Annotated in this window: 6 protein-coding genes; 1 reads left to right on the forward strand and 5 read right to left on the reverse strand. The window is 59.9% G+C overall.

All coding sequences use genetic code 11. The features are described 5' to 3' along the window. From AB4Z11_RS24785 to cysT, 3 genes are all read right to left on the reverse strand, one after another. Positions 1–483: sulfate/molybdate ABC transporter ATP-binding protein (locus AB4Z11_RS24785; RefSeq protein WP_442028410.1), on the reverse strand; the 483-nt coding region annotated here is incomplete at its 3' end. Position 484: 1 nt separating this feature from the next. Beyond that, positions 485–1,360 carry a sulfate ABC transporter permease subunit CysW gene (gene cysW, locus AB4Z11_RS24790; RefSeq protein ID WP_442028412.1) on the reverse strand — a complete coding sequence of 292 codons (876 nt, stop codon included), beginning with the start codon at positions 1,358–1,360 and terminating at the stop codon, positions 485–487. Continuing rightward, positions 1,357–2,232, reverse strand: a complete 876-nt coding sequence (gene cysT, locus AB4Z11_RS24795; RefSeq protein ID WP_442028414.1) for a sulfate ABC transporter permease subunit CysT — start codon at positions 2,230–2,232, stop codon at positions 1,357–1,359. Before cysT ends, cysW begins: the two co-directional genes overlap by 4 nt. Before the next feature lie 166 nt (positions 2,233–2,398). Between cysT and AB4Z11_RS24800 the strand changes: the two genes are divergently transcribed. Further along, positions 2,399–2,746 carry a hypothetical protein gene (locus AB4Z11_RS24800; RefSeq protein ID WP_442028415.1) on the forward strand — a complete coding sequence of 116 codons (348 nt, stop codon included), beginning with the start codon at positions 2,399–2,401 and terminating at the stop codon, positions 2,744–2,746. Between the two features lie 33 nt (positions 2,747–2,779). Here AB4Z11_RS24800 and AB4Z11_RS24805 read toward each other — a convergent pair whose 3' ends face one another. Continuing rightward, positions 2,780–3,331, reverse strand: a complete 552-nt coding sequence (locus tag AB4Z11_RS24805) for a hypothetical protein (RefSeq protein ID WP_442028416.1) — start codon at positions 3,329–3,331, stop codon at positions 2,780–2,782. Between the two features lie 110 nt (positions 3,332–3,441). After that, entirely contained in the window at positions 3,442–4,146 is a 705-nt protein-coding gene (locus AB4Z11_RS24810; RefSeq protein WP_442028417.1) for a prolyl oligopeptidase family serine peptidase, read from the reverse strand. Positions 4,147–4,278: the final 132 nt, after the last annotated feature.

Here is a 4,278-nt window from a genome sequence, read left to right on the forward strand (position 1 = left end):
GTCCAGCAGCAGCACGCGCGGTTCAACGGCCAGCGCGCGCGCCAGTGCGATTCGCTGACGCTGGCCGCCGGACAGCTGCGGCGGATAGCGGTCAGCCAGCCAGTCCAGCTGCACCAGCTCCAGCAGCTCTTTCACCTTGCGGCGGATCTGGTCTTCCGACGGACGCTCGGCGCGCGGCTTCACGCGCAAGCCGAATGCCACGTTTTCGAACACAGTCATATGCTTGAACAACGCGTAGTGCTGGAACACGAAGCCCACCTGGCGCTCACGCACGTGGCGGTCGGAAGCATCCTGGCCATCCAGCAGCACCTGGCCCGAATCCGGATGTTCCAGGCCGGCGATGCAGCGCAGCAGCGTGGTCTTGCCGCAGCCCGATGGACCGAGCAGCGCGGTCAGTTCGCCCGATGGGAAGTCCAGCGAGACATTATTCAGTGCCACGAAGTCGCCGAAGCGCTTGTTGATGTTCTTGACTGCGATTGTCATATCAATGCTCCTGTGCGTCGTCGGCCTTGTTTTCGTGCAGACGCCACTCGATAAAGGTTTTCAGTGCCAGCGTGACCAGCGCGAGCAGCGCCAGCAAGGAGGCCACGGCAAAAGCGGCCGCGAAGTYGTATTCGTTGTASAGRATCTCGACSTGCAGCGGCATGGTGTTGGTCWSGCCGCGGATRTGGCCCGACACCACCGACACCGCGCCGAACTCGCCCATCGCGCGGGCATTACACAGGATCACGCCATACAGCAGGCCCCATTTGATATTCGGCAGCGTCACGCGGAAGAAGGTTTGCAAGCCGTTCGCGCCCAGCACCACGGCCGCTTCCTCTTCTTCACTGCCCTGCGCCTGCATCAGTGGAATCAGTTCACGCGCCACGAAGGGGAAGGTAATGAAGATAGTGGCGATGACGATGCCCGGCACGGCAAACAGGATCTTGATGTCGTGCTCCGCCAACCATGGACCGAACCAGCCCTGCGCGCCGAACAGCAGCACGTAGATCAGGCCCGAGATCACCGGCGATACCGAGAACGGCAGGTCGATCAGCGTCAGCAGCAGGCTCTTGCCGCGGAATTCGAATTTGGTAATGCACCAGGACGCGGCCACGCCGAACACGAGATTCAGCGGCACGGCAATGACAGCGGTCAGCAGCGTCAGCTTGATGGCGGAAATCGCATCGTCATCCACGATAGCGGAAGCGTACGTGTCCCAGCCCTTCTTCAGCGCTTCGGTGAACACGGCCACCAGCGGTACGAAGAGGAACAGGGTCAGGAAAGTCAGCGCCACCAAAATCAAGACGCGGCGCACCCACGCCGGTTCCATCGCTTCGTAGCGGCTTGGCAGTTCGCCGCGGCGGGATTGCGTACTCATTTGCCGGACCTCCGCGCCCATGCCTGCAGCAGGTTAATCGCCAGCAGCAGCAGGAAGGAGACGATCAGCATCACCACCGCAATCGCGGTGGCGCCCGCGTAGTCGTACTGTTCCAGCTTGGTGATGATGAACAGCGGCGTGATCTCGGAAACCATTGGCATATTACCGGCGATGAAAATCACCGAACCGTATTCGCCGGTCGCGCGCGCGAACGCCAGTGCGAAGCCGGTCAGCAGCGACGGCATGATGGTCGGGAACACCACGCGGCGGAAGGTCTGGAAGGCCGAAGCACCAAGGCTGGCGGCAGCTTCCTCCAGTTCGCGCTCGGCGTCTTCCAGCACCGGCTGCACGGTCCGCACTACGAACGGCAGACCAATGAAAGTCAGCGCGACGACGACGCCCAGCGGCGTGAAAGCCACTTTCACGCCCAGCACACCTTCCAGGTAGCGCCCGATCCAGCCATTGGACGAATACAGTGCGGTCAGCGTGATGCCCGCAACAGCGGTCGGCAGCGCGAACGGCAAATCGACCAGCGCGTCGACGATGCGTTTGCCAGGGAACTTGTATCGCACCAGCACCCAGGCAACCACACCGCCAAAGAAAACATTGAACACAGCGCCAATGAAGGCGGCGCCAAAGGTCAACCGATAAGACGCGACCACGCGCTCATTGGTCACGGCGTTCCAGAAGCCTTCCCAGGTCAGGGTAAAAGTCTTCAGGAAAATGGCGGACAGGGGGATCAGGACGATCAGCGCGAGATAGAAGATCGTGAATCCGAGCGACAGCTTAAAGCCGGGCATCACCCTGTAGGGCGCCCTCCTGGCTTTCACCGCCTCCGCCGGCGCAGACACCGGCAACGCTACTGCTGACATGCTTGCTCCCTCTTATTACATTTCCGACTAATAGGGTCGCATATTCGCATTCCAGCGTTATAAACCAAACTAACCTTTTGTCATTTGCTTAGATGCTAAAACGAAGGTGCCGTGTTACATTGTTATCAAGCGTAGTTGTTATAGATTCTCTTGGAGGAGACTTGAAATGAACGATTCGCTGCTGTTGACCGACCGCCTGTGCGACCTGACCGAACTGGCCCTGCAGGCCCACACCCATCTGGAAAAAGCCACCGTTTTCGCTGCCGCCAAGGCCATCGAAGGCGAATTCACCACCTGCGAACGCGCCCTGGATGAGACGGCGGCCGAGAAGGTGCGCGCGATCTGCGCCACCATCTGCTCCGCGATCGGCTATGCGCCGGCGCACGGCAAGACCAATCCGCAATTGATCGTCTGCGCCCGTACCGACATCTCCGCCCTGCGCCAGCACCTCAAGCGCTCGCAGTTCCCCATGCCGGACATGCCGCTGGACGTCGATACTTACATCGCCCACTGAGTCCTTCCAGGCCGTGTGCTCGCCGCGCACGGCCTAAATAATCAGTTTGCTGGCTTTCATCTGCTCGATGATGGCGCCCGAGAATTTCGGCACCAGCTCATTTTCCGTTTCCCGCCGCGGCGCCGTGATCTTGATTGAGCGCGCCCACAATACCTTTGGCTGCGACACTTCATGCAAATGCGCGATGACGACCGTTTCCCGCGTGCCCTGCGTGTTCACCAGATTGCTGGCCAATTCCAGCACCAGCTCGTAGCGCGGCTGCCTGCGCGTCGCGACGTAGTGGCCCATCTTCTGCGACACATCTTTCGCCAGGTAACTCGACAGGCTGATCAAGACCGCCCTGCCGATCATGCTCGCCTCATCCTCTTCCGCGCTGGTGATGGTCGGCTGCTGCGGCCCGGACGTCTTCTCCTGCTTGATAATCTTTACCCCGGTCGTGCTGTTCTTCCAGCTCACCCGCACGGACTGATCGCCAAGACTCACCTCGCCGGCATTGGTCGCCACCAGGACGTCATATGGACTCGCACAACCAGCAAGCATCACCACCACTGCCACAACCATCGCACACGAAGCCAGCCGTCCCATCACAGGAATCCTTGATTGCATTAATGAAATGCAATGTTAGCAACAGTAGGCCATGTAAAGCGACAATAAAGCGATACCCTTGCTAATGCTTGTTGTTATTCCAGCAAAAATCAGGGTTTGCGCTGCTGGAGGAACCAGTCGAACAGGCCGGTTTTGGCGTCGTAGGCGTAGACCCAGGCGTCGATGTGGCCGGCTTCAGGGAGCATGGTGTATTTGACGTTGCCGCCGGCGGCGCGCAGTGCCTGGACCATCGTGGCGGATTCTGATTCGGGAACGGCGGTATCCTTGGCGCCGTGGAAGACCCAGGTGGGAATGTTCTTCAGTTTGAAGGCGTAGTGGGCCATTCCGCCACCGCAGATGGGGGCGACGGCAGCGAAGTAATCGGGGTGGCGCATGGCCAGCTCCCAGGCGCCGTAGCCGCCCATGCTCAGTCCGGTCAGATAGACGCGGTGACGGTCTACGTTGTACTTGGCCAGCACGTCATCGATCATTCCCTTCAATTGACCGACGTCCCAACCGATAGGTTCGGGCGCTTGCGGCGATATCACCATGAACGGGAAGTCCGGATTCGCTTCGGCAATCGCCGGCGGCCCCCACTTCTTCACCCGTTCAAGATCATTGCCGCTCTCACCTGAGCCATGCAGGAACACAATCAGCGGCACCGCCTGCCCTTTGTCCGAATATGCCTTGGGTTTGAACAGCAAGTAGTTGATCTTCGATTGCACGGTCGTGGCCCCCGCTTGCTGCACAGGTTGAGCGAAGGCGGAGGCACTGAGAACTGCGAACAGGGAGACGCTGAGAAGGCGTTTGAGCATGGCTGTCGGCGGTGAGAGATCGGTGCGGCAATCATATCCCCCTTTGCTCGGGTCAAGGCGAAAAAAAGCCCCCGAACGGGGGCTGGAAGAGATAGAAAACCTGATTACTTGTTCGGCTGCGGGGTGATGCGC

This window comes from Pseudoduganella sp. RAF53_2, from assembly GCF_052113985.1.
Classification (GTDB): Bacteria; Pseudomonadota; Gammaproteobacteria; order Burkholderiales; family Burkholderiaceae_D; genus Rugamonas.

Excerpts from the sequence above, each read along its gene's own strand:
- AB4Z11_RS24805 (WP_442028416.1), bottom strand. The coding sequence starts at position 3,331 with ATGGGACGGCTGGCTTCGTGTGCGATGGTTGTGGCAGTGGTGGTGATG.
- cysT (WP_442028414.1), bottom strand. The coding sequence starts at position 2,232 with ATGTCAGCAGTAGCGTTGCCGGTGTCTGCGCCGGCGGAGGCGGTGAAA.
- AB4Z11_RS24800 (WP_442028415.1), top strand. The coding sequence starts at position 2,399 with ATGAACGATTCGCTGCTGTTGACCGACCGCCTGTGCGACCTGACCGAA.
- AB4Z11_RS24810 (WP_442028417.1), bottom strand. The coding sequence starts at position 4,146 with ATGCTCAAACGCCTTCTCAGCGTCTCCCTGTTCGCAGTTCTCAGTGCC.